Origin of the sequence: Rhizobium sp. BK377, assembly GCF_014193935.1 — a bacterium.
Taxonomy (GTDB): domain Bacteria; phylum Pseudomonadota; class Alphaproteobacteria; order Rhizobiales; family Rhizobiaceae; genus Rhizobium.
On sequence record NZ_JACIAC010000005.1, the window covers coordinates 34,962 to 61,453 of the forward strand.

At 60.1% G+C, this 26,492-nt stretch carries 31 protein-coding genes; 19 read left to right on the plus strand and 12 right to left on the minus strand.

The window, feature by feature from the left end; all coding sequences use genetic code 11:
• Positions 1–13 precede the first annotated feature (13 nt).
• A complete protein-coding gene (locus tag FHT92_RS19760) occupies positions 14–313 on the minus strand; it encodes a hypothetical protein (protein ID WP_183749623.1) in 300 nt (99 codons plus the stop codon).
• A gap of 198 nt (positions 314–511) precedes the next feature.
• Here FHT92_RS19760 and FHT92_RS19765 point away from each other — a divergent pair, with 198 nt between their 5' ends.
• Positions 512–1,102 carry a YqaA family protein gene (locus tag FHT92_RS19765; protein WP_183828574.1) on the plus strand — a complete coding sequence of 197 codons (591 nt, stop codon included), beginning with the start codon at positions 512–514 and terminating at the stop codon, positions 1,100–1,102.
• A gap of 22 nt (positions 1,103–1,124) precedes the next feature.
• Positions 1,125–1,640 (plus strand): disulfide bond formation protein B, encoded by a 516-nt coding sequence (locus FHT92_RS19770; protein WP_183749621.1) that lies wholly within the window; start codon positions 1,125–1,127, stop codon positions 1,638–1,640.
• A 9-nt stretch (positions 1,641–1,649) separates the two neighbouring features.
• Here FHT92_RS19770 and FHT92_RS19775 read toward each other — a convergent pair whose 3' ends face one another.
• Positions 1,650–2,207, minus strand: a complete 558-nt coding sequence (locus FHT92_RS19775) for an HNH endonuclease (protein WP_007825539.1) — start codon at positions 2,205–2,207, stop codon at positions 1,650–1,652.
• A 112-nt stretch (positions 2,208–2,319) separates the two neighbouring features.
• Positions 2,320–3,006 (minus strand): DNA-3-methyladenine glycosylase, encoded by a 687-nt coding sequence (locus FHT92_RS19780; protein ID WP_183749620.1) that lies wholly within the window; start codon positions 3,004–3,006, stop codon positions 2,320–2,322.
• Here FHT92_RS19780 and gluQRS point away from each other — a divergent pair.
• The gene (gene gluQRS, locus FHT92_RS19785) at positions 3,005–3,886 is read left to right on the plus strand and encodes a tRNA glutamyl-Q(34) synthetase GluQRS (protein ID WP_183828578.1); all 882 of its coding nucleotides are present in this window, start codon (positions 3,005–3,007) and stop codon (positions 3,884–3,886) included. The genes FHT92_RS19780 and gluQRS overlap by 2 nt on opposite strands.
• On the opposite strand, the gene FHT92_RS19790 is transcribed toward gluQRS, so the two are convergent.
• Entirely contained in the window at positions 3,851–4,822 is a 972-nt protein-coding gene (locus tag FHT92_RS19790; RefSeq protein ID WP_183828580.1) for a YihY/virulence factor BrkB family protein, read from the minus strand. The genes gluQRS and FHT92_RS19790 overlap by 36 nt on opposite strands.
• Before the next feature lie 68 nt (positions 4,823–4,890).
• Between FHT92_RS19790 and FHT92_RS19795 the strand changes: the two genes are divergently transcribed.
• The 7 genes from FHT92_RS19795 to FHT92_RS19825 all read left to right on the plus strand — a co-directional run bounded on the left by FHT92_RS19795 (position 4,891) and on the right by FHT92_RS19825 (position 10,273).
• Positions 4,891–5,724 (plus strand): SDR family oxidoreductase, encoded by an 834-nt coding sequence (locus FHT92_RS19795; protein ID WP_183828583.1) that lies wholly within the window; start codon positions 4,891–4,893, stop codon positions 5,722–5,724.
• Between the two features lie 18 nt (positions 5,725–5,742).
• The gene (locus FHT92_RS19800) at positions 5,743–5,946 is read left to right on the plus strand and encodes a twin transmembrane helix small protein (RefSeq protein WP_007825545.1); all 204 of its coding nucleotides are present in this window, start codon (positions 5,743–5,745) and stop codon (positions 5,944–5,946) included.
• 14 nt (positions 5,947–5,960) lie between these two features.
• On the plus strand, positions 5,961–6,539 hold the full coding sequence (locus FHT92_RS19805) for a cob(I)yrinic acid a,c-diamide adenosyltransferase (protein ID WP_183828586.1): 579 nt from the start codon (positions 5,961–5,963) through the stop codon (positions 6,537–6,539).
• Positions 6,540–6,574: 35 nt separating this feature from the next.
• A complete protein-coding gene (locus tag FHT92_RS19810; RefSeq protein ID WP_183828589.1) occupies positions 6,575–7,360 on the plus strand; it encodes a rhomboid family intramembrane serine protease in 786 nt (261 codons plus the stop codon).
• 183 nt (positions 7,361–7,543) lie between these two features.
• Positions 7,544–8,293, plus strand: a complete 750-nt coding sequence (locus tag FHT92_RS19815; RefSeq protein WP_183749614.1) for an electron transfer flavoprotein subunit beta/FixA family protein — start codon at positions 7,544–7,546, stop codon at positions 8,291–8,293.
• Positions 8,294–8,316: 23 nt separating this feature from the next.
• Positions 8,317–9,246, plus strand: a complete 930-nt coding sequence (locus tag FHT92_RS19820) for an electron transfer flavoprotein subunit alpha/FixB family protein (RefSeq protein WP_183828592.1) — start codon at positions 8,317–8,319, stop codon at positions 9,244–9,246.
• A 145-nt stretch (positions 9,247–9,391) separates the two neighbouring features.
• Positions 9,392–10,273: a 3-hydroxybutyryl-CoA dehydrogenase gene (locus FHT92_RS19825; RefSeq protein WP_183749612.1), complete on the plus strand. Its 882-nt coding sequence runs from the start codon at positions 9,392–9,394 to the stop codon at positions 10,271–10,273.
• Between the two features lie 178 nt (positions 10,274–10,451).
• On the opposite strand, the gene tlpA is transcribed toward FHT92_RS19825, so the two are convergent.
• Complete coding sequence (tlpA, locus tag FHT92_RS19830) at positions 10,452–11,114, minus strand: thiol:disulfide interchange protein TlpA (protein WP_183828594.1); 663 nt, start codon at positions 11,112–11,114, stop codon at positions 10,452–10,454.
• A 26-nt stretch (positions 11,115–11,140) separates the two neighbouring features.
• Here tlpA and argH point away from each other — a divergent pair, with 26 nt between their 5' ends.
• From argH to FHT92_RS19850, 4 genes are all read left to right on the plus strand, one after another.
• Positions 11,141–12,544 carry an argininosuccinate lyase gene (argH, locus tag FHT92_RS19835; RefSeq protein WP_183828597.1) on the plus strand — a complete coding sequence of 468 codons (1,404 nt, stop codon included), beginning with the start codon at positions 11,141–11,143 and terminating at the stop codon, positions 12,542–12,544.
• Positions 12,545–12,673: 129 nt separating this feature from the next.
• Entirely contained in the window at positions 12,674–12,868 is a 195-nt protein-coding gene (gene lptM, locus FHT92_RS19840; RefSeq protein WP_183749609.1) for an LPS translocon maturation chaperone LptM, read from the plus strand.
• Between the two features lie 12 nt (positions 12,869–12,880).
• Entirely contained in the window at positions 12,881–14,149 is a 1,269-nt protein-coding gene (lysA, locus tag FHT92_RS19845; RefSeq protein ID WP_183828600.1) for a diaminopimelate decarboxylase, read from the plus strand.
• Positions 14,150–14,317: 168 nt separating this feature from the next.
• A complete protein-coding gene (locus FHT92_RS19850) occupies positions 14,318–16,951 on the plus strand; it encodes a TIGR02302 family protein (RefSeq protein ID WP_183828603.1) in 2,634 nt (877 codons plus the stop codon).
• Positions 16,952–17,008: 57 nt separating this feature from the next.
• Here FHT92_RS19850 and FHT92_RS19855 read toward each other — a convergent pair whose 3' ends face one another.
• From FHT92_RS19855 to FHT92_RS19865, 3 genes are all read right to left on the minus strand, one after another.
• A complete protein-coding gene (locus tag FHT92_RS19855) occupies positions 17,009–17,368 on the minus strand; it encodes a response regulator (RefSeq protein ID WP_183749606.1) in 360 nt (119 codons plus the stop codon).
• Positions 17,369–17,486: 118 nt separating this feature from the next.
• The gene (hpt, locus tag FHT92_RS19860) at positions 17,487–18,029 is read right to left on the minus strand and encodes a hypoxanthine phosphoribosyltransferase (protein WP_183749605.1); all 543 of its coding nucleotides are present in this window, start codon (positions 18,027–18,029) and stop codon (positions 17,487–17,489) included.
• Positions 18,030–18,139: 110 nt separating this feature from the next.
• A complete protein-coding gene (locus tag FHT92_RS19865) occupies positions 18,140–18,802 on the minus strand; it encodes a hypothetical protein (protein ID WP_183828606.1) in 663 nt (220 codons plus the stop codon).
• Positions 18,803–19,007: 205 nt separating this feature from the next.
• Here FHT92_RS19865 and ftsE point away from each other — a divergent pair, with 205 nt between their 5' ends.
• The 4 genes from ftsE (at position 19,008) to FHT92_RS19885 (ending at position 22,454) form a co-directional block, all read left to right on the plus strand.
• Positions 19,008–19,667, plus strand: coding sequence for a cell division ATP-binding protein FtsE (gene ftsE / locus FHT92_RS19870; protein WP_183749604.1), 660 nt, complete (start codon positions 19,008–19,010; stop codon positions 19,665–19,667).
• 67 nt (positions 19,668–19,734) lie between these two features.
• Positions 19,735–20,682: a cell division protein FtsX gene (locus FHT92_RS19875; protein ID WP_409527163.1), complete on the plus strand. Its 948-nt coding sequence runs from the start codon at positions 19,735–19,737 to the stop codon at positions 20,680–20,682.
• Positions 20,683–20,749: 67 nt separating this feature from the next.
• Positions 20,750–21,463: a YdcF family protein gene (locus FHT92_RS19880; RefSeq protein ID WP_183828612.1), complete on the plus strand. Its 714-nt coding sequence runs from the start codon at positions 20,750–20,752 to the stop codon at positions 21,461–21,463.
• Between the two features lie 193 nt (positions 21,464–21,656).
• Positions 21,657–22,454: a lysophospholipid acyltransferase family protein gene (locus FHT92_RS19885; RefSeq protein WP_183749601.1), complete on the plus strand. Its 798-nt coding sequence runs from the start codon at positions 21,657–21,659 to the stop codon at positions 22,452–22,454.
• On the opposite strand, the gene FHT92_RS19890 is transcribed toward FHT92_RS19885, so the two are convergent.
• Positions 22,451–22,984, minus strand: coding sequence for a gamma-glutamylcyclotransferase (locus tag FHT92_RS19890; protein WP_183749600.1), 534 nt, complete (start codon positions 22,982–22,984; stop codon positions 22,451–22,453). The two genes, FHT92_RS19885 and FHT92_RS19890, sit on opposite strands and share 4 nt — an antisense overlap.
• 49 nt (positions 22,985–23,033) lie before the next feature.
• Between FHT92_RS19890 and FHT92_RS19895 the strand changes: the two genes are divergently transcribed.
• Entirely contained in the window at positions 23,034–24,050 is a 1,017-nt protein-coding gene (locus FHT92_RS19895) for a DUF2125 domain-containing protein (RefSeq protein WP_183828615.1), read from the plus strand.
• Here FHT92_RS19895 and FHT92_RS19900 read toward each other — a convergent pair.
• The 3 genes from FHT92_RS19900 to hisC are packed head-to-tail and all read right to left on the minus strand — an operon-like array spanning position 24,047 to position 26,489.
• The gene (locus FHT92_RS19900; RefSeq protein WP_183828618.1) at positions 24,047–24,466 is read right to left on the minus strand and encodes a GNAT family N-acetyltransferase; all 420 of its coding nucleotides are present in this window, start codon (positions 24,464–24,466) and stop codon (positions 24,047–24,049) included. The genes FHT92_RS19895 and FHT92_RS19900 overlap by 4 nt on opposite strands.
• A 2-nt stretch (positions 24,467–24,468) precedes the next feature.
• Positions 24,469–25,413: a prephenate/arogenate dehydrogenase family protein gene (locus FHT92_RS19905; protein ID WP_312858781.1), complete on the minus strand. Its 945-nt coding sequence runs from the start codon at positions 25,411–25,413 to the stop codon at positions 24,469–24,471.
• On the minus strand, positions 25,392–26,489 hold the full coding sequence (hisC, locus tag FHT92_RS19910) for a histidinol-phosphate transaminase (RefSeq protein WP_183749596.1): 1,098 nt from the start codon (positions 26,487–26,489) through the stop codon (positions 25,392–25,394). Before hisC ends, FHT92_RS19905 begins: the two co-directional genes overlap by 22 nt.
• Between the last annotated feature and the right edge of the window lie 3 nt (positions 26,490–26,492).

Sequence of the window (26,492 nt, forward strand, 5' to 3'; positions counted from 1 at the left end):
CTCGGAAACCCGATCACGCCGTCGCAGCGTCATCCAGCTTCGGCCAGTAAAGATCAGAACGAAAATCGGCCGGGATGGGATCGAGCCGGCAGATGGCATCTGCAGCGAAATCGATCTGCATGGCGAAATATTGGAACGCCGGCGGCATCGGCACGCCGGCTGCTTCCATGATGCGGGAACGGTGATAGCCGCTGGCGCTCAAACGACGAGCCGCCTCGCGCCTGATATCCTCGCGCTCCGGCCCACGACCGCTCGCTTGCCTATTTCGCTCCCCTGCGGAACTCAGCCCGCCCTCTATGACCCTGAATTTCATGACATGCCCGGATTCGTCGAACGCAACCCAGCCTGACGTAGTTTGGCGTCTTTGCCATCCCGCAAGATCTTGGGAGGGAGTGCCTGCATCAGATCACGAAAATTTTCAGCGGGAATGCCCGGAAGCCGTAGACCGAGCATTTACAGCACCATGATCGCCCCCTAATGCTTTGTGCGATGCAACAAGGAAGGGAACCGGATGCTCCGCAGACTTTACGACTGGACCATGTCTCTGGCCTCGAAGAAATCGGCCGAAGTCTGGCTCGCCGTCATCGCCTTCGTCGAAAGCTCCGTCTTTCTGGTCCCCGCTGACGTGCTCTTCCTGCCGATGGCACTTGCCAAGCCCGAACGCTCCTATCGCTACGCAATCGTCGCCACCGTCGCATCGGTGCTGGGCGGCATCGCCGGCTGGGCGCTCGGCTATTATGCCTACGAGGCTGTCGCGCGCCCGGTGCTGGAATTCTATGGCAAGCTCGATCAGTTCGAGCAGATGAAGTCCTACGTCACCTACGAGACGATCCTGCTGCTCCTCGTCACCTCGGGTCTGGCGCACCTGCCGCCAATCAAGATCGTGACGATTCTATCAGGCGTCATCCACGTCAGCCTGCCGCTCTTCATCGTTTCGGCTATCATCGCCCGCGGCGCCCGCTTCCTTTTCCTTGCCTGGCTGCTGCGCCGTTATGGCGAGCCGATCCGCCACTTCATCGAGAAGCGCCTCGGCCAGATCGTCGGCGTCGGCGCGGCGGTCGTGATCGTGCTATATCTAGCCTACCGATATTTTGCCCACTGAGCCAACTTCGCGGAGTTCCGCCATGAATGCCACCACCTCGCCGCTTGTCCGCCCGGCCTTCGTCCTCTCGCTGCTGCTCGCCATTGCTATGGCAGTAGTCGTCGGCACGGCTCTCGGCTTCCAGTATATCGGCGGCTATATTCCCTGTGCGCTCTGCCTGCTGCAGCGCCAGCCCTACTACTATGGCATTCCGATCGCGATCGTTGGCGCGGTTGCCGCTCTCCTCGGCCTGCCGAACTGGATGACGCGCGCCATCATTCTTGCGGTCGGTATCCTGATGCTCGTGGGCGCCGGCATGGGCGTCTATCACGCAGGCGTGGAGTGGCACTTCTGGCCAGGCCCAGCCACCTGCTCGACGACGGCAAGCAGCATGACCACCAACGCCGGCGATCTCCTGGGCGAACTGAACACGATCAAAGGCCCGTCCTGCACGGACGCAGCACTGCGCGTTCTCGGCCTGTCCTTTGCGGGCTGGAATGTGATCGCAAGCCTCATCCTCGCAGCCTTCGCCTTCTGGAGCGTGAAGAAGACTGCGTAGTCAATTCGATCAGGGCTGCAGCTCGGTATCCCAGTAGAGGTAGTCGAGCCAGCTGTCATGCAGATAGTTCGGCGGGAAGAGCCGACCGTTATTGTGCAGATCCTGCACGGTCGGCTGGTACGGCTTCTGCGCCGGGAACATGCTTGCCTGCTTCGGAAGCTTGCTGCCCTTACGCAGATTGCAGGGCGAACAGGCCGCCACGACATTCTCCCAGGTCGTCTCGCCGCCATGGGCACGTGGAATGACGTGGTCGAAAGTCAAATCGTCATGAGCGCCGCAATACTGGCACTCGAACCGGTCGCGCAGGAAGACATTGAAGCGGGTGAAGGCGGGATTGCGTGACGGCTGAACGTAAGTTTTTAAGCACACGACGCTCGGCAGCCGCATCGAGAAGCTCGGTGAGGAAACCTCGTGCTCGTATTCCGCGATAATGTTCACACGGTCGAGAAATACCGCCTTGATCGCGTCCTGCCAGGACCAGAGCGACAAGGGGTAATAACTCAGTGGCCGGTAGTCAGCGTTCAGGACGAGCGCTGGCAGGGCCTGTGGTGAGACTGCAATCGTCAAGGAGCCCTCCTGGATCGATTCGGCATCTGCACTTGTATATTAGGCCGGTTGTTACAGGATTGTGAAGTCCAATAAATTCAGGGGATAAAGGCAAATTGAGGGACGGCATCCGTTAGCCGACCGGCAGCACGTCGCGACGCATTTTTGCGGCGTAATAAGCCCAGAAGAGCCGGGCTGCGACTGAGCGCCAGGGCGACCAGATTTCCGCAAGCCCTGCAAGTACCTTGGCTTGCGGGCGTTCAGCGAGACCGAATGCCGCAGCGACCGCCGCCTGAAGCGCCACGTCACCCGCTGGAAAAACATCCGCATGCCCGCCGCAGAACATCAAATAGACTTCTGCCGTCCACGGCCCGATTCCCTTCTGCGCAGTCAGTTCTGCCAGTGCTTCGGCAGGTGGCTTTTGAACCAGCCCTTGCAGATCGATTCGCCCGGAAGCGACGGCTTGCGCAATCCGCGTCAGCGCGTCGGCCTTGGCACGGGAAAGCCCGAATTCGCGCCAGGCCTCCGGATGAAACAAGAGATACGTCTCCGCGCTCAGCAGTCCGCTCGCCGGCTGCATCCGCCGCCAGATCGCCTCGGCGCTGGCGCGAGATACCATCTGCGAAACGATGATATGGGCAAGGCCGGCAAAGCCCGGCTCGCGCAGCCTGAGCGGAACAGGACCAGCTTCCCTGGCAATCGCTACGAGCCGTGGATCGAGAGCAACAAGAGCGGCAAGCCCCTCTTCAATATCCTTTTCATTGACGATGACCCGCACCTTGCCTCGCGATCGCTTCAAATCCATGCCAAAAGAAAGCATGATCACGACTCCGCGTCAAAAACCCGTCTTCCGTTTCGCGCCGAGCCCCAATGGGCCGCTGCATCTCGGTCACGCGCTGTCGGCTTTCCTGAACGATGACATGGCCAAGGCCGCAGACGGCCGGCTGCTGCTGCGTATCGAAGACATCGATCTGACGCGTTGTACACCCGAATTCGAATCCGGCGTCTACACCGATCTCGAATGGCTAGGCATTGAGTGGGAACAGCCGGTCCGTCGCCAGCAGGAACATTTTTCCGAATATCAGGCGGCCCTTCATTCACTGATCGAACGCGGACTGATTTATCCTTCCTTCCTAACGCGCGGTGAAGTCAAAACACGCGTCGCCGCCTATGAGAGAATGGACGAAACCTGGCCGCGCGATCCAGACGGCACGCCGCACTACCCAGCCGACGACCGTGACCGCAGCGAGGAAGAACGCGATGCGATGCTGGTCTCCGGTCTCAAACATGCATGGCGGCTCGACATGAACAGGGCATTGGATGTGATCGGCGAACCGCTGTTCTGGACGGAGACCGGCGATGAACGAAAGGGCGAAATCCTGGCCGAGCCCGCCGCCTGGGGCGACGTCGTTCTATCACGCTCGGATGCGCCCTCGAGCTACCATCTCTCCGTCGTCATCGATGATGCGCTGCAGGGCGTGACCCATGTCGTGCGCGGCCTCGACCTCTTCCACGCCACCTCGGTGCACAGGCTGCTGCAGAACCTGCTCAACCTGCCGCAGCCCGTCTACCACCATCATCGCCTCGTCGTGGATGCAGACGGCCGCAAGCTTTCAAAGAGTGAGGGCGATACCGGCCTTGCGGAACTGCGTGCCAAAGGGCTGTCAGCTGCCGATATTCGCCGTCTTGTCGGACTTTGAACCAGCAGCGTGGTCACGTCCGACCACCGAGAAAGTTCGCGAGAAATTGCGCAGCACCCGGAACTTCATGAGCGCTGCATTGATCTCCGCGCCGACGATGAAGATGACGCCCACCATGTAGAGGAAGATCAGTACGATCATCACGGATGCTAGACCGGCATAGGTGGCAGTGTAATTGGCAAAGGTCGCCAGATAATAGGCAAAGATCAAGGCACCGGCGAGCCAGAGCAGCAAGGTGAGAAGTACGCCGGGAACAACGTCGAAGACGCGGCGCTTGCCTGCGGGTAGCCAGAGGTGCACGACCAGTAGGCCAAGTGTCAGCAGCACTAAAGTTCCGTAAATTCGCCAACCGAAGACAATTTCGAGCGTGTCGACAGCCGTCGGCAGCCATTGCCTAATGATTTCCGGAAGCAGCTCGAGGGTGTCGTTGTGCAACAGCCAATCGCGCGCATAATCGAGCCCGACGGGAACGGCAACCAGCAGGATGCTGATGGTCGCAACAATAATGACTGCGACAAGGACATAACCGAGACTGAAAAGGCGTGTCAGGTACCATGGCCTGGTTTCCTGAACTCGATAGGCACGGTTGAGCGAGATGCGCAGCGCCTCTACCCCGTTCGAGGCAAAATAGGCGGCCGCCAGCACAGAGATGGTAAGAAGACCGCCACGCGGAATTGTCAGAACCTCGACGAGTTGATCCGAAAGAGGTTTGGCGATGGCCGGCGGCCAAGTGTCGAAGATAAAATGGATCGCATAACTCGAGAATTGATCGGCGCCAAGGAAATTGGCGAGCGCCGTGCCAAAGATCAAAAAAGGAAAGACCGCGAGCAGGCTTGAAAGCGCCACATGGCTTGCCATAGCAAAACCATCATCGTCAATGAGGTGGCAGATGGCGTCGTAGACCACATCATAGAGCGTGCGCAGGAATTTCGGCATTCGGCTTCCCAATTGTATCCATCCGGCAAATATGGGAAACGAGTCCCATTTTGTACAGGAATCATTGAATGGCCGACCAGCGCACCATCGTCGTGACCGGATGCTCTTCCGGCATCGGCGCCTATTGCGTGCGCGCCCTGAAAGCGGATGGTTGGCGTGTCTTCGCCACGGTACGCAAGGTGGAGGATCTGCAGGCCCTCGAAGCGGACGGCATCGAAGCCTTTCTGATGGACTACACTCAGCCCGAAACGATTTCGGCACTCGTGGCGGCAGTCTGTGAGCGCAGCGGCGACAGGATCGATGCGCTGTTCAACAATGGCGCCTATGGACAGCCGGGCGCGGTTGAGGATCTCCCGACACAGGCATTGCGCGACCAGTTCGAAGCAAACTTCTTCGGCTGGCACGAAGTGACGCGGCAGGTCATTCCCTTCATGCGCCAGCGCGGCCAAGGCCGCATCGTGCAATGTTCCTCAATCCTGGGCCTCGTGCCCTACCGCTATCGCGGCGCCTATACCGCCTCGAAATTCGCGCTCGAAGGCCTGAGCATCACCCTGCGCATGGAGCTGCAGGGAAGCGGCATTCATGTGAGCCTGATCGAACCGGGGCCGATCGCCACGCGCTTTACGGCCAACGCCCTGACGAAGTTCAAGGAGCATATCGACCTCGAAAACTCGCCGCACGCGGTCGAGTACCGCCGGCAGCTTGCCCGCCTTGAAGGCTCGGGCCCGGTCAACCGCCACAAGCTTGGCCCCGAGGCGGTCTATGCGGTATTGACGCATGCATTGAACTCGAGAAATCCGAAGCCACATTATCCCGTAACCACTCCGGCTAAACAGGGCATATTGTTGAAGAGACTGCTTCCGGCCAATCTCTTCTACCGCCTGATGCGCTGGACGGACTGAAAAAGAAAAGAGACTGCCATGTCCACAGTCACCTACGTCATCGCGATCATCGTCATGGGCCTCGTCGCCCTCGTGCTGATCCGCGGCCTGTTCAACATGATGAAGGGTGGCGATGCGAACCTTTCCAACAAACTGATGCAGCTGCGCGTGCTGCTGCAGGCGATCGCCGTCATCCTCATTATGCTGACGCTCTGGCTGACCGGCGGCGGACGCCCGAGCTGATCTGCGAGCCGGCGATGGTAAAACTCAACAAAATCTACACCAGAACCGGCGACGACGGCACGACCGCGCTGGTCTCCGGTCCGCGCCGCGCCAAACACGACCTGCGCGTCGAGGCCTACGGAACCATCGACGAAACCAATTCGGCAATCGGCGTCGCAAGGCTGCATACGGCAGACCTGGGCGAACTCGAAGCCATGCTGGCGCTGATCCAGAACGACCTCTTCGATCTCGGCGCCGATCTCGCCACGCCTGAAACAGCTGAGCCGCCGGCCTACGAACCGCTGCGCATCATCAAAAGCCAGGTCACACGGCTGGAGCAGGATATCGACAGTCTGAATGCGGAGCTGCAGCCACTGAAATCATTCGTTTTGCCTGGCGGCAGCGCTGCGGCCGCCCACCTGCACCTCGCCCGCACGATCGCGCGCCGGGCCGAACGGCTGATGGTGGCGCTCGCCAGAAGCGACGGAGAAATGGTAAGTGCCGCGGCCCTCCAGTATGTGAACCGCCTTTCCGATTTCCTGTTCGTTGCTGCCCGTCATGCAAATAATGGTGGCAAGGCAGATGTGCTTTGGGTTCCCGGGAAAAACAGGTAGGTTCGCAACGCCACGATCGCTGGGGGCGGGCCTTCATGTTCATACCACTGCACGATGCCAATACGCTGAAACACATTAGGGTTCAGTGGGTCACGCTCGGCCTGATGGCGGTAAATATAGCCGCCTGGATCTTCACGGCAGTCGAAAGCGATCAAATCGCACAGGCGGCAACCGTCGGCCTCGGCTATATCCCGGCTATCATCTTCGGCCATGCCATGCTGGCGCCGGGACTGGAGATGGTGCCGGAAGCCGCTACCTACATCACCTATTCCTTCATCCATACGAGCTTCTGGCATCTTGCCGGCAACATGATCTTCCTCTGGGTCTTCGGCGATAATGTCGAGGATGCAATGGGACATTTGCGTTTCCTCGTCTTCTACCTCGCCTGCGCTGCCGCCGGTGCCCTTTGCCACGGCCTGCTGTCGACGACGTCGGAAGCGCCCCTTGTCGGTGCATCGGGCGCAATCTCCGGCGTGGTGGCGGCCTATTTGATGCTGCATCCGCGCGTGCGGGTCTGGGTGCTGGTCTTCTTCCGCGTGCCACTACCGCTGCCGGCCTTCATCCCGCTCCTGTTCTGGGTCGGTCAGCAGTTTTTCATGCTGTTGGTCGATCCTGATGGTAACGTCTCGTGGGGCGCACATGTCGGCGGAATCATCGCGGGTACCCTGCTCATTCTCATCCTGCGCCGGCCGGGCGTGCCGCTATTCGACCGGCAGATCATCATGCCGCGCGCCGTCAAGGATCGGCCAACTCCCATTCGTGTCACCGCCTCGGGCATGCCTGTGCCGCCGCGCCTGCCCTGGGGTCGAGATAAGCTTTGATATTGACGTGAACGTAAACGTTAATATATTGCCATTCAAATCGACCGGCTGCGTCACGGAAGCGTTGTATTTGGAGGAAAAACGCGTATCCATGTCGCCATTCGACAATCGGAGCGGCGCCCGAGCGCGCATTTTCCCAGACGTCCCTGTTGAAGGCCCATCTCTGTTCGAAGGAAGGACCCCATGAAAATTCTCGTCCCAGTCAAGCGCGTTGTCGATTACAACGTGAAGATCCGCGTCAAGCCGGATGGCTCGGGCGTCGACCTTGCCAACGTCAAGATGTCGATGAACCCGTTCGACGAGATTTCGGTCGAGGAAGCCCTTCGCCTGAAGGAAGCCGGCAAGGCCGAGGAAGTGGTCGTCGTCTCGATCGGCCCGGCCAAGGCAGAGGAAACTTTACGCACCGCGCTCGCCATGGGCGCCGACCGCGCCATTCTCGTTGAGACTGATGACGCCGTCGAGCCGCTCACTGTGGCAAAGATCCTCAAGGGTATTGCAGACGCCGAAAAGCCGGGCCTTGTTATCGTCGGCAAGCAGGCGATCGATGACGATTCCAATCAGACCGGCCAGATGCTGGCAGCCCTCCTCGGCTCCGCACAGGCGACCTTTGCCTCCAAGATCGCGATCGAGGGCGACAGCGCCACTGTCACCCGCGAGATCGACGGCGGCCTGCAGACGATCAAGGTCAAGCTTCCAGCCGTCGTCACGACCGACCTGCGTTTGAACGAGCCGCGCTACGCCACGCTGCCGAACATCATGAAGGCGAAGAAGAAGCCGCTCGACAAGAAGACCCCTGCCGATTTCGGCGTTTCCACTGCGCCGCGCCTTAAGGTGCTGAAGACGGAAGAACCGTCCGGGCGCAAGGCGGGCGTGAAGGTGAAGTCGGTCGCCGAGCTTGTCGACAAGCTCAAGAACGAAGCCGGCGTCCTCTAAGGTTCGAGAAAGGAATTACGACCATGGCCATTCTTCTTCTGGCTGACCACGACAACGCAACCCTTTCCGACCAGACCGCCAAGGCCCTGACGGCCGCCGCACAGATCGGCGGAGATGTTCACGTTCTCGTTGCCGGCAAAGGCGCGAAGACAGCTGCGGACGCGGCTGCGAAGCTTTCCGGCGTTTCCAAAGTATTGCTCGCCGAGAGCGACGAACTCGCCAACAACCTCGCCGAGCCGCTCGCCGACCTGATCATTTCGCTGGCCGGCAGCTATGACACGATCATCGCCGCGGCGACCTCGACCGGCAAGAATGTCATGCCGCGCGTCGCCGCTCTCCTCGATGTCGCCCAGATCTCCGAAATCATCGAGGTTGTCTCGGCCGATACATTCAAGCGTCCGATCTATGCCGGCAATGCGATCCAGACGGTGCAGGCGACCGACACCAAGAAGGTCATCACAGTACGTACCGCCTCCTTCGCCTCTGCTGGCGAGGGCGGTTCGGCTGCCGTCGATGCAATCCCGGCCGTTTCCGATCCGGGCCTTTCGAACTTCGTATCCGACGCGCTGTCGGCATCCGAGCGTCCGGAACTGACCTCCGCCAAGATCATCATTTCCGGCGGTCGTGCGCTCGGTTCGGCGGAAAAGTTCAAGGAAGTCATTCTGCCGGTCGCCGACAAGCTCGGTGCAGCCGTCGGCGCCTCGCGTGCCGCCGTCGATGCCGGTTACGCCCCTAACGACTGGCAGGTCGGCCAGACCGGCAAGGTCGTTGCCCCGCAGCTCTACATCGCCTGCGGCATCTCCGGTGCAATCCAGCATCTCGCCGGCATGAAGGACTCCAAGGTCATCGTCGCGATCAACAAGGACGAGGAAGCTCCGATCTTCCAGATTGCCGACTATGGACTTGTCGCCGATCTCTTCGACGTCCTGCCGGAACTCGAAAAAGCCCTCTGATCGGGCACAATGCCTTCTTTTCGCACTTGCGAATGACTGGAAAATTGTCTTCTATCGGTCTACTACTTTTGCCGGGCGATCTTTCGTCCGGCAATTTCATATAAGAATACCGGCAGCGCGGGGCGTATGCCGGGCGGGGGTGGAGATGAGTGCGGTGTTGAAGAATATTGGTATCATCGGTGCGGGCCAGATGGGCTGCGGCATCGCGCATGTTTCGGCCGCCGCAGGATACAAGGTTCACATCTACGATCTGTCGCAGGATCGTATCGAGTCCGGCCTTGCCACCATCAACGGTAATTTTGCGCGCCAGGTGACGAACGGCAAGATGACCGATGAAGAGCGCAGCGCAGCGCTTGCGCGGATCACCGGCTCAGCCGATGTCAACGATCTTGCCCCCTCCGATCTTCTGATCGAGGCGGCGACCGAGGATGAAAGCGTCAAGCGCAGGATTTACGCGCAGGTCTGTCCGGTATTGAAGCCGGAAGCGATCCTTGCCACCAACACCTCCTCGTTGTCGATCACGCGTCTTGCGGCCGCAACGGACCGCCCCGAGCGCTTCATGGGCATCCACTTCATGAACCCGGTTCCGGTCATGAAGCTCGTGGAGCTGGTGCGCGGCATTGCGACCGAGGAAGCGACTTTCTCTGCCGCCAGGGAATTCGTCGCATCGCTGGAAAAGACGGTGACGGTGGCTGAAGATTTCCCAGCCTTCATCGTCAACCGCATCCTGCTGCCGATGATCAACGAAGCGATCTATACGCTGTACGAAGGCGTCGGCACGGTCGATGCCATCGACACCGCCATGAAGCTCGGCGCCAACCATCCGATGGGGCCGCTGCAGCTTGCCGATTTTATTGGCCTCGATACCTGCCTGTCGATCATGCAGGTTCTGCATGACGGCCTCGCCGACAGCAAATACCGCCCTTGCCCGCTGCTGGTGAAATATGTCGAAGCCGGCTGGCTCGGCCGCAAATCCGGCCGCGGCTTCTACGACTATCGCGGCGAGACACCTGTTCCGACCCGCTAAGCCGGGCCATCGCCCGAACGGGCGAATGGAACAAGCGCCCGCGAAATGCTTTCCTTGCCGTGAACGGAAGGAAATATCATGTCGAGCGAATTGCCGATGTTTCTGCTGCAGTGCTGCGTCCTCATCGGGCTTGCCGGCGTCTTCTTCATTCGCGGCGCCGGCGATCCCTGACGATCATTTATGATCCGACTGCGCCCTTGATCAGTGCCTTGGCGTCTTCGCTGTCCCAGGCGGCCGGTCCATTCATCGCCGAGATCAGGCAACCCTTGTCATCGAGCAGCAGCGTGACCGGAAGACCGAAGGCAAGTCCTTCCTTTTTCAGGCTATTGAAAACACCGATCGTATTGTCACGGTAGAGCTGCAAAGCATCCACACCGATTTCGCTGAGAAACGCCTTCGGCTTTTCATCGTCACCGGTGTCGATATTGACGGGCACGACCTGGAACTTGTCGCTGCCCATCTCCTTTTCAAGCGCATTCAGCGCCGGCATCTCCTCGCGACAGGGCACGCACCATGTGGCCCAGAGATTGAGAAGCACGGTCTTGCCGGCGAAATGATCGAGCGTCATCGGCTTGCCGTCGGGACCGTTGAAGGCCACCGTCTCGAGTTTTTTCGGCTGGTTGGCGGCGACCATCGCGGCGACCTGACCCTTCATGAGCGGCGTCAGGTTGGCAGCATGTTCCTTCGTCAGCGGGCATTCGGCCGAGGCCGTATCGCCGATACCATTGCCAATGCCCGCCTCCTTCACGTATACCGCTGCCGCACCGGCAACGATGCCAGCAACGGCAGCGATTGCGATCAGTTTCACGGACGGCAGGCCGAAGGGTTTTTTCGTCGTCATTTCATTCTCCAGGACGGGCATCTTCCATGGCCGAGGACAACACGGACACCAAATCCTCCAACCAGATGTGGGGCGGACGTTTCGCCTCCGGCCCCGATGCGATCATGGAGGAGATAAATGCCTCGATCGGTTTCGACAAGAAGCTGTTTGCCCAGGATATCCGCGGATCGATCGCCCACGCGACGATGCTCGCCCATCAGGGCATTATTTCCGCCGACGATAAGGACAAGATCGTTCACGGGCTAAACACGATCCTGTCAGAAATCGAAAGCGGCAATTTCGAATTTTCGCGTCAGCTCGAAGACATTCACATGAACGTCGAGGCCCGGCTTGCGACCCTGATCGGCCCAGCGGCCGGCCGCCTTCACACGGCCCGTTCGCGCAATGACCAGGTGGCGCTCGACTTTCGCCTCTGGGTGAAGGAAGAATTGCAAAAAACCGAGGCCATGCTGACCGATTTGATCGCAGCCTTCCTCGATCGCGCCGAGGAACATGCAGACAGCGTCATGCCTGGCTTCACGCATTTGCAGACAGCCCAGCCGGTGACCTTCGGCCACCATTGCATGGCCTATGTGGAAATGTTCGGCCGCGACCGCTCCCGCGTTCGCCACGCGATCGAACATCTGGATGAGAGCCCGATCGGTGCGGCGGCACTTGCCGGCACCGGCTACGCGATCGACCGCCACATGACGGCCAAGGCCCTCGGCTTCCGCGAACCGACCCGCAACTCGATCGATACGGTCTCCGATCGTGACTTCGCCATCGAATTCCTGGCAATTGCCGCTATCTGCGCCGTGCATCTGTCGCGCCTTGCCGAGGAAATCGTCATCTGGTCGACGCCGCAATTCGGCTTCGTGCGCCTCTCCGACGCCTTCTCAACCGGCTCCTCGATCATGCCGCAGAAGAAGAACCCGGATGCGGCCGAGCTGGTGCGCGCCAAGACCGGTCGTATCAACGGCTCGCTTATCGCCTTGCTGACGATCATGAAGGGCCTGCCGCTTGCCTATTCCAAGGACATGCAGGAAGACAAGGAACAGGTCTTCGACGCCGCCGAAAGCCTGGAACTCGCGATTGCCGCCATGACTGGCATGGTGCGCGACATGACGATCAACACGATCAGAATGAAAGCGGCTGCCGGATCCGGTTATTCGACCGCGACGGATCTCGCCGACTGGCTGGTGCGTGAGGCGGGCCTTCCCTTCCGCGACGCCCACCATGTTACCGGCCGCGCCGTTGCACTTGCCGAAAGCAAGGGCTGCGATCTCTCGGAGCTTCCGCTCGCCGATTTGCAGGCAATCAATCCCGCCATCACCGACAAGGTCTACGACGTGCTGACGGTCGAAGCTTCGGTCGCCAGCCGCAAAAGCTTCGGAGGTACGGCACCGTCCGAAGTGAGGAAGCAGATCGCCTATTGGCGCACCCGTAACTAACGCATTTCCCGGCGGAGCGGAAAACGGTTCGTCCGGAATGCGCACAGCACGAAGCTTCAACAATCAGGGTGCACAAGGCTGATAAACTTCGCTATGAAGATGCCAGCCAGTGCCGATATGAGGATCTCCATGCAGACGAGCTTGCCGCATTTCATCCGCCTTACGGTGGTTTTTGCCGTCATCGGCCTTGCCGTTGCCGGATGCGGCCGCAAAGGTGATCTCGATCCGCCGAGCGCGAACGCCTCGAAGGGCGGCGATATCTCCAAGCCGACGAAACAGCCCGGTACCGTCGATAAGCCTTTCCTCCTCGATCCCCTTCTTTAAGGCCCGACTCCCGTGAACCATTTCCAGCACCGCGACGGCATTCTCTACGCCGAGAACGTTCCCGTTCCCGAGATCGCCAAAGCGGTCGGTACGCCCTTTTATGTCTATTCGACAGCAACGCTCGAGCGCCATTACCGGGTTTTCTCCGAGGCTTTCGGCGATGTCGACTCCATGGTCTGCTATGCGATGAAGGCCAATTCGAACCAGGCCGTACTGAAGACGCTCGGCCGGCTCGGCGCCGGCATCGATGTGGTTTCCGAAGGCGAGCTGCGCCGCGCGCTTGCGGCCGGAATTCCCGCCGATCGCATCATGTTCTCCGGCGTCGGCAAGACGCCGAATGAGATGGATTACGCGCTGGAAGCCGGCATCTACTGCTTCAATGTCGAATCCGAACCGGAACTCGAAGTGCTGAACCAGCGTGCCGTGCGCGCCGGCAAACAAGCGCCCGTTTCCTTCCGCATCAATCCCGATGTCGATGCCCGCACCCATGCGAAGATTTCGACGGGCAAGAAGGAAAACAAGTTCGGCATCTCCTGGGAGCGCGCCCGGGCCATCTATGCCCGCGCCGCCAGCCTGCCCGGCATCGAAGTAACCGGCATCGACATGCATATCGGCAGCCAGATCACTGAGCTGCAGCCCTTCGATGACGCCTTCAAGCTATTGCACGATCTGGTCAACACGCTGCGCGCCGATGGCCACAATATCCACCACGTCGATATCGGCGGCGGTCTCGGCATTCCCTATAAGGACGATAACAACCCGCCGCCCTTGCCGGATGCCTATGCCGCTGTTGTCAAGAACCAGCTTCGCGCTCTGAACTGCAAGATCATTACCGAGCCGGGCCGGCTGATCGTCGGCAATGCCGGTATCCTGGTGACCGAGGTCATCTATGTGAAGGATGGCGGCGAGAAGACCTTTGTGATCGTCGACGGCGCGATGAACGACCTCATCCGTCCGACACTCTACGAGGCCTATCATGAGATCCGCCCCGTGGTGATTTCGGCCGCCAACGCGCCGCGCATCCGCGCCGATATCGTGGGCCCCGTCTGCGAGACCGGCGATTACCTCGCGCTCGACCGGGAAATGGCGACCCCGAAGCCGGGCGATCTCCTCGCCGTCGGCACGGCCGGCGCCTATGGCGCAGTTCAGGCAGGCACCTATAATAGCCGCCTTCTGGTGCCCGAAGTCCTGGTCAAGGGTGATGAATTCCATGTGGTTCGCCCCCGCCGTACCTATTCGGAGCTGATCGGTCTCGATTCCGTTCCAGCCTGGCTGGACTAAAAGCCGCAATCACTTTTTGGCGACCACACGCGAAATACCGGTATTGACGGGTGCTCGCCCTCGCCTTCGCCACAAAGAGTGTTATCCTTTTCTTTCGTGAGCGTATTGCCCAGCAATCGCCGGAAGCGCCCTCTGTTCCCTGAACACCAGATCGCGGAGACCGGATTGATGACAAGCCCCGCAAGGCAGAAGAAAGGCGCATTCGCGCTTCAACCCTCTCTTGCGCGGCTGGTGGCGGCAAAACGTTTCCTGGCCCGGCTCGTGCTTTTCGCCGAGCAGGTCCTTCCGTCGCTGGTGCCAGCTCTTTCCGTCATCGCGATTTATCTTTCGGTCTCCTGGTTTGGCTTCTTCCGCATCCTACCAGACTGGCTGCGGGTCCTCCTTCTGATCGCCTTTGCTGCCGGCTTCTTTGTTTCTCTGCTGCCGTTCCGCAATCTTCGCTGGCCGCGGATTGTCGATGCCGACCGCATGCTGGAAGAGCGCAACGGCCTGCCGCATCAGCCAGTCATGGTGCAGGAGGATGAACCCGCCTTCGATACACCCTTCTCCCGCACCCTGTGGCGTGAACACCAGACGCGCATGGCGCGGAAGATCGCGACATTGGACGCCGGCCTGCCGCGACCCGATATCGCCCGACACGACCGCTTCGCGTTGCGTGCCATTCCGGCGCTGCTGGTCGTCACCGCATTCGGTTTTTCGCTGTCGATCAACGGCGGCTCCGTCGCCGACGCATTCCAGCCTGCACCCGCGCACGTAACGAGCAATCCGGCCGTGCGTATCGATGCATGGGTGACCCCTCCCTCCTATACCGGCCGCGCACCGATCTATCTGACGACTGACGGCAGTGAGCAGGCGCCGATCAGTGTTCCGCAGTTTTCCAGCCTGACGGTGCGCGTCAGTGGCGGCCAATCGACCGAAAAGGTGCTGTTCAGAAAGGCCGATGGCGAAAGCCAGGAAATCGCCGTTCAGGAAGACACCCGGCCGCAGCAGCCGGCCACAAATGCCAATACCGAACAGGCGTCGGGTACTCCAGTTACACCTCAGTTGATGGCGCAGACGCACGTCATGAAGCTCGAGGAAAATGGCGCGCTGCAGGCAAACGGCCGCACCTGGAATTTCGACGTGCTGCCCGACAAGGCGCCGGAAATCGGCTTCGACGGCATGCCGCGCCGCACTGTCAACGGCGCGCTGGAAATCGGCTTTATGGTGAAGGACGATTACGGCGTGCAGGAAGCCCGTGCCGAGATCGGGCCGGTCGAATCCGATCCGTCTGCAACACCGCTCTTTCCGCTGCCGGAATTCCGGCTGGACATTCCCCGCCGCAATGCACGTGACGGCAAGGGCTTGACCAGCAAGAACCTGACCGAACACCCGCTGGCCGGCAAACGCGTGCGCATCACCCTCGTCGCCAAGGATGCCGCCGGGCAGACCGGTCGCAGCCCGCCCTATGAGATGATCATGCCGTCGCGTCCGTTTAGCGAGCCGCTGGCTGCCGCCGTCGCCGAAGAGCGCCAGACCTTCGCTCTCGATACCCGCAAGATGCCCGAGGCGATCGCCCTCAACGAAGCCCTGACGATCCGGCCCGAGGAGACGATCCCGAACACCACCCATTACCTGCTGATCGAGTCCGCACTGACCCGCATGAAGCTCGCCAAGGGTGATGAGCAGCTCAAGGATACGGCTCAATATCTCTGGGACATCGCGCTTGGAATCGAGGAAGGCGATCTTTCGCTTGCCGAACGGCGGCTGCGCGACGCCCAGCAGAACCTTGCCGACGCGCTGAACCGCAATGCGCCAGACGCCGAAATCAAGAAGCTGATGGACGAGCTTCGGAAAGCGATGCAGGACTATATGAGCGAGCTCGCCCAGCGCCTGCAAAACATGCCGATGCAGCCGAACCAGAATGCCCAGAATTTCCTGCGCCAGCAGGATTTGCAGCGCATGATGGACCAGATTGAAAATCTGGCACGTTCTGGCAATCGCGATGCCGCCCAGCAGATGCTCTCCGATCTGCAGCGTCTGATGAACAACCTGCAGACGGCGCGCCCGCAGCGCGGTCAGCAGCAGGAAAACAGCCAGCTGACTCAGCAGATGAATAAACTCGGCCAAATCCTGCGCGACCAGCAGAAGCTGATGGATGAGACCTTCCGCCTCGACCAGCGGTTACGCGACCGCATGCAGCGCGGCGATCCCAACATGGACGACATGATGCCCGACGAGGAAGGCCAGCAGCAACAGCAGCAGGGTCAACAGCAGCAGCAAGGCCAGCAGCCCGGTGACCAGATGTCGGCCGAGCAACTGCGCGAAGCGTTAAAACAACTCCGTACCCAGCAGGATGCGCTCGGCAAGCAGTTGCAGGAACTGCAGAAGGGCCTTGGCGATATGGGTATGAAGCCGGGCGAAGGCTTCGGTCAGGCGCAGCGCGAAATGGAAGGCGCCGGTCGTGACCTCGGCCAAGGCAACGGCAGCAGCGCCGTGGAAGGCCAGGGACGGGCGCTTGAAGCCCTGCGGCAAGGCGCCCGTGACATGATGAGCCAGATGATGCAGGCGCAGCAAGGTCAACAAGGACAGCAGGGTCCGAACGGCCAGCTCGGCCAAGGCAACCAGAACGGCCGCGATCCGCTCGGCCGCCCCCGCCAGACCGATCTCGGGCCGGATATGAACAACGATGTGAAGATACCCGACGAGATCGATGTTCAGCGTGCCCGAGAGATTCTCGACGCTATTCGCGAAAAGCTAGGCAACAATCCGACCCAGGCGATCGAACGTCAATATCTCGAGCGTCTGCTGGATATTCAGTGATGCTTGAAGATGTGGGAGCTGTTGGCGTGCCTTAAAGCACGCCCACCCCACAAAATGTTAAGCCACCAGCGCCCGCGCTACGGCCTTGCGGATGTCAGGCAGGGCGAACGGCTTCGGCACGACATCGATGATCTTTTCGGCGAGATCGTCGGCCCGTTCGCGCTGCTCGGCATAACCCGTCATCAGCAGGATTTTCAGCGCGGGAAAGGCGTCCTTAGCCTGATGCGCAAGTTCGATGCCGTCCATGACCGGCATGCGAATATCGGAGAGCAGCAGATCGTAACTGCCGCCCTTCAGCTTTTCCAGCCCTTCCGCCCCATCGGCGGCTTCATCGGTCTCATGACCGTCAAGGCGTAGTGCCCGGGCTACGAAAATACGAAGGGAATCTTCGTCTTCCGTGATCAGAATTTTTGCCATCTGTGCATTGCTCCGTCGTCATGCCCCGCGACGGAGATCGCATGCGGTTCCCTAGCGATCGGTAAACATATCAGGCCGATCGACGGAATGGTTAACAAGCCGTCTTGAAGGAGGACGCTTACGCGTCGCCGGTAACCACGCCGACAAAGGGCAGCTCGCGGAAGGCATAAGCGACATCCATGCCGTAACCGACGACGAAATAGTCAGGGCACTCGAAACCGACATAATCAGCTTCCAGCTTTTCCTTGCGCTTCACACTCTTGTCTAGCAGCACGGCGATGGTGACGTTGCGCGCCCCACGCTCATAGAGTAGTTCCTTGGCGAACAGCAGCGTGCGGCCGGATTCGAGTATATCGTCGATCAGCAGGACGTCACGATCCTTCACGTCACTGTCGATATCCTTCACGATACGCACCCCCTGCGACACCGTACCGGTGCCATAGCTCGAGAGCGTGACGAATTCGACTTCGGGAGCAAGGCCGGTATCGTGCAGGGCGCGCAGCAGATCGGCTGCGAAAATGAAAGAACCCTTGAGTATAGCGATGACCAGGAGGTCCTTCGTTGGACCGGCGGCGATCTCCTGCGCCATGGAGTGATTGCGCTCGGCTATCTGCTCGGCGGTGAAGAGCGGCTCGATGTTTTTTCCGCGCACGACAGGCATAAAGGCTTGCTCCATAAAATGAAGGGTAAGCCGTTAGCACATTAATTTCGGCGACACACCCCGCAAGGAAAGGTTTTCCTCTCAATCAGGCTAAAAGCGCCTGCCGGCGATCACGGCATGAAGGAAAGCCGGACCTCCGGCAGCTTGCCGCCGGCATGCTGCACGCGGGTCGAAAAACCCCGGCTCTGCCCGGCATAGATGGCGTCCGTCGGCGGCTCAATGACGATGCTGGCAGTCAGCCGCTCGTCTGCGACGAGGTCGGCACGGATCGGTTTGACCTGTTGTGTCACACCGCTTGCGTTCTCAATGATGCCATTGATCAGCAGAATGCGCATGCCGTTGGCGTCGCGCGGGGTAATCGTCACATGTGAGAAGTGGAGTGCAGCAGCGGGCGACGCTCCGCTGTTCGAAAGACCGGAAAATCCGCCGGCAAATCCGAAGACCAGTACGAAGAGCGAGATCACCAGTGCCGCAAAGCCCGGTCGCGACGCCCGTTGCAGCCAGACCTCCATACCGCGCACGACTGCGGCAGCGGTGGCAAGCAAGATTGGAGGCCGAGCCTTGGATGGGACGTGACGGCGATTGTCGTTATGGGTCGCATCACGGGCTCTGACAGATGCACCTTGCTGCCGCACTTTGCCGACGACAATGAATTCGGCATCGGCAACGTCATCCCTGCGCGGCATGCGGCGGGGTTGGCGGATAACAGGCTCCGGCGGCAGAAAATCATAGGCCCGGCCTGCGGCCTGTCGTCTGAAGAAGGATGCTTCCATGGTGGCGGCCTCTCGGATGTCCACATGGTTTCACTGCCTGAGACAATCTTGGCATTGAAACGAATCCAGCCCAGTCGTAAATTTAAATGGTTAATGCTTCGCAAAGATCGCCATCAAACGGGCGTCTTTCCGGCAAAATTTACCGGCTGTTAACGGTGTTGGTTAACAAGTCATGCGGTGAAACCACGAAAGACTGAGCTGCCCGTTGATCCACTTCGAGAATGTCGGTTTGCGATATGGTATGGGTCCGGAAATCCTCCGGGACCTGACCTTCGACATCCCGAAAAAGTCGTTTCAGTTTCTGACTGGCCCCTCCGGCGCCGGAAAGACGACGCTTCTGCGCCTGCTCTTCATGTCACTGCAGCCGACCCGCGGCCTGATCCGCATGTTCGGACGCGACATCTCCGAAATCCCGCGTCCTGAACTGCCGCTGCTGCGTCGCCGCGTTGGCCTTGTCTTTCAGGATTTTCGTCTTCTCGACCATCTGACGACCTATGAAAATGTGGCCCTGCCGCTTCGCGTGCGCGGCAAGGATGAAAGTACTTACAAGACTGACGTGCTGGAACTTTTGAAATGGGTCGGTCTCGGCGAACGCATCAACGTGCTGCCGCCCGTGCTCTCAGGTGGCGAGAAACAGCGCGCTGCAATCGCCCGCGCATTGATGGATCGACCGGAAGTGTTGCTTGCCGACGAGCCGACCGGCAATGTCGATCCGCCTATGGCCAAGCGCCTGCTGAACCTTTTCATGGAACTCAATCGTCTGGGCACCGCCGTGGTGATCGCCACTCACGATCTCTCGCTGATGGACCAGGTAGAAGCCCGCCGCATGATCCTCTCGGAAGGGCATCTCGATATTTATGACTAAAACGCCGACCAGGACCCGAGCAAAAACGCCCGCCGCTGCTCCTGCCCAGCAGCCCAAGCGCCCGGAGATGCGCGTGCGCCCGACGGCGCCGATCCTGCCGCCATCAAACATTCAAGGCAATGCGCTGATGGTCGTCATCGCCATCATGGCTTTCCTCGCCTGCCTGACGCTCGGGGGCGTCAGCATGGTTCGCTCGACGGCAGCGAGCTGGGAAAGCCAGATCTCCCGCGAAATCACCATTCAGATCAAGCCAGACGACAATCTGGATATGGAAAAAACTCTCGTTCAAGCCCGCGATATCGCGCTGACCTTCGTCGGCACGAAGAGTGGGCAGATCGTCGATGAAGCCGCCACCGCGCGCCTTCTGGAGCCCTGGCTCGGCAGCGGCCTCGACATCAGGGAACTCCCCGTGCCGCGACTGGTGATCATCACCATCGACGAGAACCATCCGCCCGACTTTGCGGCAATGCGGGATCTCCTGAAGGAAAGCGTTCCGCAAGCCTTCCTCGACGATCACCGCACCTGGGTCGACCGGCTGGTAGCGATGGCTCGCACCACGGTCATGATCGGTACTGGCATCCTGCTGCTTGTTTTTGCCGCCATGGTGCTGACGGTGGTCTTTGCCACGCGCGGCGTGCTCTCGGGCAACCGCCACATCGTCGAAGTGTTGCATTTCGTCGGTGCCGAGAGCTCCTTCGTCGCAACGGAATTCCAGAAGCATTTCCTGAAGATCAGCCTCAAGGGTTCGGCAATCGGCAGTGCACTGGCCGCCCTCTTTTTCGCCGGCGCCGGCTTCTTGCAGAGCAAGACACTGGCCACGCCAGAAACCGATCAGGCAACGGCCCTCTTCGGTACTTTTTCGGTCGGTGTCCTCGGCTATCTCGGCATCTTCGCGACGATGATCGTCATCGCACTGCTGACGACGCTCACGGCGCGGCTCACCGTCATGCGCACGATCTATGAAATCGACACATTGCGTTCCGATCCAACACGCGCGGACGGCATCGTGAATTAGCCGCAGGCATGCCTTTTTGCCATGAAAGCGTCTGTTCCGCGCCGCAATCAGCGTATAATCACGACTCATGACGATGGGCCATACGACACGCAATCCGATTCGCCCGGACCCGGAGCTTGAACGCCCCGAGAGCGTTTCGCCGCGGCGTGGCCCGGTCCGTCGCGTATTGCGCTGGATGGGCTTCTCCTGCGTGTTGCTCGCAGCGCTAATCTTTGGCGGCTTTTTGCGCTTCGCAGATTCGGTGACGACGCTGAAGCCTCCCGCCGAGCCGCGGGCAGACGCAATCATCGTGCTGACCGGCGGTTATCAGCGCATCGACCAGGCCGTCGAGCTCCTGCAGAAAGGCGCCGGCAAGCGGCTGCTTATCTCGGGGGCGCATCCGTCCACGACGCCGACGCAGATCCGGAAAATGACTCAAGGGCCGGCCGATCTTTTCTCCTGCTGTGTCGACATCGGCTACGACGCTCTCGATACGATCGGCAATGCGGAGGAGGCGTCGAACTGGATCCACGACAGAGGCTACAAGAGCATACTCGTCGTCACCAATAACTACCACATGCCGCGCAGCCTCGCCGAACTCGCATATGTGGATCCCGACATCGAATTCATCCCCTATCCTGTCGTCAATTCCGATCTGAAGACACGCGATTGGTTTACCGATCCGAATGCGTTGCGCGTCATGCTGGCCGAATACGCGAAGTTGCTGCTGGCAGGCGCGCGCAATATCCTCGGCCTGCGCCATACCGGCCTGCGTTCCGCCAGCCTGGCCAGCCAGAGCTGAGGCTTTTACGCGCTATAGCACCGGCCTGAAAATCGGAATCGATTTTCAGAAAGCCTGATGCGTAGATTCTAAGAGTTAGAGCGTCCTTTGTGCGTCCGAATGGACGCACGGCCCTCTAGCGGCAATCAGGCGCTTTTTCTGATAGACAATATCGTGTAGGCCGGTCGGCGTGACCGTGCTTCGGGAAAGTTTCATGATCGCTCTGCGTTCCGTTCTGTTCAACACGATCTTCTATGCCAACCTCATCGTCAGGATGATCGTGCTCTCCCCCTTCTACTTCATCGCGCCGCGCAAGCTCGCCTACAACGTCCCCAAGAACTGGGCGCGCTCCAACCACTGGCTGATGCGGGTGATCGTAGGCACCACCTTCGAGATCGAGGGCTTGGAGAACCTGCCTGACGGCAGCTACATCATCGCGCCAAAGCATCAGTCCTTCTGGGACACCTATGCGCTGCTGCCAAACCTCAAGGACCCGGTCTATATCCTCAAGCGCGAGCTTATGTGGATTCCGTTGTTTGGCTGGTACGCCAAGAGGCAGCGCATGATCCCGGTCGATCGCGGCGCGCGCGGCAAGGTGATGGTGGAGGTGCTGAAGCGCACCAAGGAAGAGCTCGCCACCGGCCGCCAGCTCATTATCTATCCCGAGGGCACGCGCCGCCCACCGGGTGCCGAGCCGATGTACAAATACGGCATCGCCCGCATGTATCGCGATCTGCAGCTTCCGGTCGTGCCCATCGTTATGCATCCCGGCCTGTTCTGGCCGCGCCGCAGCACCATGCGTTATCCCGGTCATTTCAAGGTACAGATCCTGCCGCCCATCATGCCCGGCATGGATCCCGACGCCTTCTTCGCCCATCTGATCGACGTTACGGAAAGCGCCAGCGATCAGCTTCTGATCGATACGGTCGAACGCAACCCGCATGTGCCGCTGCCGCCGACGGCGGTAGAACGGCTGGCTGAACTGCGCAAAAAAAGGGCTGTTACTGCTTAAGCTGTGTTACGCAGCCGCGTAACTTCCTGGACCACCTGCTCCAGCCACTGGTCGCGGATACCCATCTCCTTGAGATGTGCCAGCGTGTTGAAGACATAGGCATCGTTCGGTCCCGACTGGCCGACCGAAACGTTGACGATCCGCGCGGCGGCAAGCGCATCCAGCGCGCCGGCATATTGCTCATGGGCACGATCGACCACATAGGCGACGGCCCGCACGTTGCGACCATCGGAAAGCTGCAGCGGCAGGTGCCGTTCGAGATAGACATTGGTGACGAGTTCGCGCGCGCGTAAATAGTCGATCACCTCGTCCCAATTGTCAGGCGCGACCTGGAAGGCCATGCCGCGGCAAGCACCGCCCCGGTCGAGGCCGAGAACGAGACCGGGATTTTCACGGTTGCCGCGATGGACGAAGGAGCGGACACAGAGCGAGCGCCTATAGCCATAAACCAGGGCTTGCGATCGCTCGACGAATTCGAAGCCCGGATTCCACATCAACGAGCCGTAGCCAAATACCCAAAATTCGTCCATATCGCACGCCAGATCAAATCAGATTTCGCTCTCACCATTGGAGAACATCATGGCAGCGTCAAGCCAATCCGGCAGCGGCCAATACAGCAGCGGCAGGAAATTCTGGTTGTTGGGCGGCGCCATTCTTCTGGTGATCGCTCTTTATACGGGCGGCTGGCTTTATGCGGCCTCCGCGCTGAAACAGACCGTACTGACCGCGATCGCGCCCCGCGCCGATGTCGGCGTGAGCGGCGAGTGCTCCGATATCGAATTCCGCGGCTTTCCTTTCCGCATCGGACTTTTTTGCTCCAAGGTGGATGTGGACGACAATGTAAATGGTATTTCCGCCACCTTCGGCGCGCTTCGCTCCGCCGCTCAGGTCTATGCCCCCGGCCATATCGTCTGGGAACTCGACGCCCCGGCAGAAATCCGTACCGCGCAAGGCCTGACCGTCAATGCCCAATGGGACAATCTGCAATCGAGCCTCGTCACCAAGGCACAGGGCATCGGCCGTACCTCGACGGTCATCGACGGACTGAAGGCCGTGGCCATCTCCTCCTTTACCGGCCAGACCGTCAATTTCGATGCCGCCCGCACCGAAATCCACCTGCGGCAGAACGGAGCGGATCTTGACGGCGCAATCTCCGTGGAAAACGCCGATGCTGTAATCAAGGACTGGCCGCAGGTCTTCCCGAAATTCTCCGCCAGCGCCGACCTGACCTTGATTGGCAAAGCCGGAATGATCGACGGCACCGACGAACAGGGCATCCACGGCTCTCAGGGCGAGCTTCGCCGCATCGTCGCCGATATCGGCGATGGCAAGGTGATGACCGTCTCCGGCCCCTTCTCCTTCGACGAGCAGGGCTTCCTATCCGGCAAGTTCAAGCTGGAGATCGAACAGCTCGGTCCCTGGGGCAAAAGCATCAAGGAGGCCTTCCCCGATATCGCCTCGACCGTCGATACCGCGACCAAGCTGTTGAAGGCGCTTGCCGGCGGCGGCGACAAGGTTTCCGTCGATCTCGTCGTCGATCACGGCAATGCAACGGTGAGCGGCTTCATCCCGCTCGGCAAGATCCCGCCGGTTTAATCGAGTTTTTTAAGGAAAAAGACTTCCGGCACCATCTGGATGCCGGGCAGTTCGATCGACCCCGTTTCGGAAAAGCCGTTGCGGCGATGCCAATCCTGCGGATGGCTTTCATCACACTCGCTCGACGTCATCAAAAGACGCGCGCCGCTCTCGCGCATCTCGGTTTCCCAGGCGAGAAACAGCGCCGTGCCGATGCCGGACCGACGATGGCCATCCAGCACCAGGATCATTTCCATATAGGGAATCCGGCCCCAGAAACGGGAGAAGCGCAGGAAGCCTACGATTTCATCTTGCTCGCGGGCGATCAGGTATTCGCCGAGATCGATGCAGCGGGAAACCCAGGCTTCGCCGACATGATGATCTTCGCGAAGCAGCCATTCCTTCTCCGTCCGGCCCGGCTTCGCGATCTCGATCATGACTATTTCTTTTCCAGCGGATGCGGGCGGCCGAAATCCGGCGCATCCACATCCTGCCCTGCCTGGACGATCGAGCGGCGGATGGCACGGGTACGCGTGAAGAGTTCGAAGATCTTGTCGCCCTCGCCCCAGCGGATCGCCCTCTGCAGATAGGCGAGATCTTCCGAGAAACGCGCCAGCATTTCCAAGATCGCGTCACGATTGTGCAGGCAGACATCCCGCCACATCGTCGGATCTGATGCAGCAAGACGGGTGAAGTCGCGGAAGCCGGAGGCGGAATATTTGATGACCTCCGATTCCGTGACGGTTTCCAGATCGTCGGCAGTGCCGACGATATTGTAAGCTATGAGATGCGGCAGATGAGAGACGATGGCGAGCACCTTGTCATGATGCTGGGCGTCCATCTCGTCGACTCGGGAGCCGAGTGCTTCCCAGAAGCTGCGCAGCGTCTTCAGCGCCGTCGGGTCCGTTCCTTCGAGCGGCGTCAGGATGCACCAGCGCCCTTGGAACAGGCCGGGGAAGCCTGCATCCGGGCCGGACTTTTCCGTGCCCGCGATCGGATGGCCGGCAATGAAATGCACATGGCTGGGCATGTGCGGCTGCATCTGCGCGATCACGGAAGCCTTGGTGGAACCGACATCCGTGACGATCGCGCCGGGTTTCAGGCTGCCGGCGATCTCTTTCGCCACGCTTTCGGAGGCGCCGACCGGCACCGACACGATAACCAGATCGGCATCCTTTACCGCCTCGGCCGAGGAGGTCGTATAGTGATCGCCAAGCTTCAGCTCTTCAGCGCGCTTCAGCGTCTCGGCGCTGCGCGTGGCGACGATGACTTCTTTGGCAAGTCCGAGCCGCTTGATATCATGAGCAAGGGAGGAGCCGATCAGGCCGATACCGATCAGGGTAATGCGATCGAACTGCGCCGTCATGCCTTGCGCCCCATGAATTCGCCGAGCGCCTCGATGACACCGTGATTGGCCTCTTCCGGACCGACGCTCATGCGCAGCGAATTCGGAAAGCCATAGCTGCGTACTGCGCGCAGGATATAGCCGCGGCTCGTCAGGAATTCATCGGCATCTGCCGCACGCTTACCGTCGGTTTCGGGGAAATGAATGAGAACGAAGTTGGCGACCGAGGGCGTGACCTTGAGGCCAATGGCCTCTAATGCGTTCGTCAGCTTCTCGATCCACATCTGGTTGAAGGACACGGCTTCCTGAATGAAGGACTGGTCGCGAATGGCTGCCGCACCCGCCGCGATTGCCGGCGCATTCATATTAAACGGACCCCGCACACGGTTCAGCGCATCGATGATCTCGACGGGGGCATACATCCACCCGACGCGTAGAGCTGCAAGACCGTAAGCCTTCGAAAAAGTACGGGTCATGACAACGTTGGCGTTCGAGGAGACGACCTCGATGCCGGATTCGTAGTCATTCCGGCGGACATACTCCGCGTAGGCTGCATCGAGCACGAGGACGACGTGCTTCGGCAGGCCGGCCTGCAGGCGGCGGATCTCGCTGACCGGAATATAAGTGCCGGTCGGATTGCCGGGATTGGCGATAAAGACGATTTTCGTCTTGTCCGTCACCGCGGCAAGGATCGCATCGACATCGACCGTATGGTTCTTTTCCTTGACCACGACAGGTGTTGCGCCCGCGCCCATGATCTGGATCTTATAGACGAGGAAGCCGTGCTCGGTGATAATGCCTTCGTCACCGGGGCCGAGGTAGACGTGGCAGAGCAAGCCCAGCAATTCGTCGGAGCCGTTGCCGCACAGGATGTTTGCCGGGTTGAGCCCATGTACCGAAGCGATAGCCTCGCGCAACTCAAGCGCCTGTCCATCAGGATACCGCTCAAGATTGCCTGCGGCCGCCTTGAATGCTTCGATCGCCTTGGGGCTCGCGCCAAGCGGGGTCTCGTTGGAGGAGAGCTTGTAGACGCGGGTAACACCCGCTGCATGCTCCTTGCCCGGCACATAGGCTGCGATATCGAGAATGCCGGGACGCGGAACGGGTTTGCTCATCTC